The organism is uncultured Limnohabitans sp. (assembly GCF_937889215.1).
Classification (GTDB): Bacteria; Pseudomonadota; Gammaproteobacteria; order Burkholderiales; family Burkholderiaceae_C; genus Limnohabitans_A.
Genome location: NZ_CALBEX010000583.1, coordinates 1 through 2015 on the forward strand (window position 1 = coordinate 1; position 2015 = coordinate 2015).

At 64.0% G+C, this 2015-nt stretch carries 3 protein-coding genes; 2 read left to right on the forward strand and 1 reads right to left on the reverse strand.

What is annotated here, in order from left to right; genetic code table 11:
* Together Q0341_RS14675 and Q0341_RS14680 are read left to right on the forward strand one after the other, a co-directional pair.
* Positions 1-781 (forward strand): peptidase dimerization domain-containing protein (locus tag Q0341_RS14675; protein WP_299514823.1); only part of this gene is annotated, 781 nt, incomplete at its 5' end.
* A complete protein-coding gene (locus Q0341_RS14680; RefSeq protein WP_299514825.1) occupies positions 778-1632 on the forward strand; it encodes an alpha/beta hydrolase in 855 nt (284 codons plus the stop codon). The genes Q0341_RS14675 and Q0341_RS14680, both read left to right, overlap by 4 nt.
* Here the strand turns inward: Q0341_RS14680 and Q0341_RS14685 are convergent.
* Positions 1598-2015: MFS transporter (locus Q0341_RS14685; protein WP_299514827.1), on the reverse strand; the 418-nt coding region annotated here is incomplete at its 5' end. The genes Q0341_RS14680 and Q0341_RS14685 overlap by 35 nt on opposite strands.

A 2015-nucleotide genomic window follows, 5' to 3' on the forward strand; every position in this document is an offset into this window, starting at 1 on the left:
AATCCTCACCGAAGGCATCCACTCGGGCGACGCCTCGGGCCTGGTGCCCTCGAGCTTTCGCATCATGCGCCAGGTGCTCGACCGACTCGAAGACAGCGCCACCGGCCGATTGCTGCCCGCCAGCTTCCATTGCGAAGTGCCTGCCGAGCGTTTGGCCCAAGCGCAGGCCACGGCCGCCATTTTGGGCGACGAGGTGTACAAGCGCTTCCCCTGGGCGCACTACGACTGCGGCGGCTCCACCAGCTTTGCGCTGCCCACCACCACCGACCCGACCCAAGCCCTGCTCAACCGCACCTGGACGCCCACACTGAGTGTGACCGGTGCCGAAGGCTTCCCGGCCCTGAAAGACGCGGGCAATGTGCTGCGGCCCTACACCGCCTTCAAACTCAGCTTGCGCCTGCCCCCGTTGGTGGACGCCGCGCAAGCTGTGGCTGAAATGAAAGCCCTGCTCGAAGACAACGCGCCTTACCAGGCCAAAGTGACGTTTGAAAGCGGCGGCGGCGCGACAGGCTGGAACGCGCCTGACACCTCGCCTTGGTTCGAACAAGCCCTGAACGCCTCCAGCCAAGCGCACTTTGGCGCGGGTGTGGGCTACATCGGCCAAGGCGGCACCATCCCGCTCATGAACATGCTCAGCGCCGGTTTCCCCAAAGCGCAAATGATGGTCTGCGGCGTGCTGGGCCCCAAGAGCAACGCGCACGGCCCCAACGAGTTTTTGCATGTGCCTTACGCCAAAAAACTCACCGCAGCGGTGGCCGAAGTCATGGCGCGCATGCCATGACGTCCCCCAATACTTCGCCCACGCTGTCCAGCCTGCCAGGCCAGGCGGGCCCCTTGGCGGTGTATGACTGGCCGCTGCCCGACGCGCCGGTTTTGGGCACCGTGCTGCTGGTGCACGGCCTGGGCGAACATGCTGGGCGTTACCAAAATGTGGCCAGCCATTTGCGCAGTTGGGGGTTCAGCGTGCGGGCTTACGACCAGCAAGGCCACGGCCGCTCGGCAGGCCCACGGGGTGACATGCGGTCGCCCGGCAGTTTGCAGGCCGACTTGGTGTCTGTGATCGATGACACGCGCGCCCGAGGCCCCGCGCCCAACAGCCCACTGATTTTGCTGGGCCACAGCATGGGCGGTTTGGTGGTGGCGCGGACCTTGGCCGAGGGGTTGTGCACCGTGGACGCGGCGGTGTTGTCCTCCCCCGCCTTGGGGGCCACGCCCAACTGGCTGCAAAAATGCTTGTTGGCCACCTTGCCCAAACTGGCCCCGCACCTGTGTGTGGACAACGGGCTCGATGCCCAATTTGTGGCCCGCGATCCTGCCGTGGTGCAGGCTTACAAAGACGACCCCTGGGTGCACCGACGCATTTCAGCCGGCTTGGCCGCTTGGATCTTGGCGCAAGGTCGACAAGCGGTGGCCGAAGCGCCCCAGTGGTCGGTGCCCACCTTGCTGGTGTATGCGGGCGATGACCACTTGGTGCAAGCAGCTGCCAGCACCGTGTGGGCCCAATCAGCGCCCGAAGGCTTGGTTCAGGCGCACTGCTTTGAGGCCATGTACCACGAGGTCTTCCATGACCCCGAGCAAGCGCAAGTGTTCAGCCTGCTCAAGCGCTGGTTGCTTGCACGTTTTTCTGCTTGATCACCATCCACACCAGCGCCGCCCCGGTCAGGGTCACCGGCAGGATCGAGCCGATGTTCAGCCAAGTCCAACCCTGTGTGGTGACCAAGGCGCCTGAAGCGAACGAGGTCACCGCCATGGTGGCGAACACAAAGAAGTTGATGGCCGCCTGACCCCGGTCTTTTTCGGCGGGCGTCCAGGCCTTCATGGCCAGTGTGGTGCTGCCGGTGAACAAGAAGTTCCAGCCCAGACCCAGCAAGAACAGCGAGATCAGAAACTGGTGCAGTTCCACGCCCGACAAGGCAATCGCGATGCAGGCGAAATTGATGACAACGCCCACCGCCATGATCTGCAGCGTGCCAAATTTTTTGATCAAGTGGCCCGTGAAAAAGCCCGGCGCGAAC

Excerpts from the sequence above, each read along its gene's own strand:
- Q0341_RS14680 (WP_299514825.1), top strand. The coding sequence starts at position 778 with ATGACGTCCCCCAATACTTCGCCCACGCTGTCCAGCCTGCCAGGCCAG.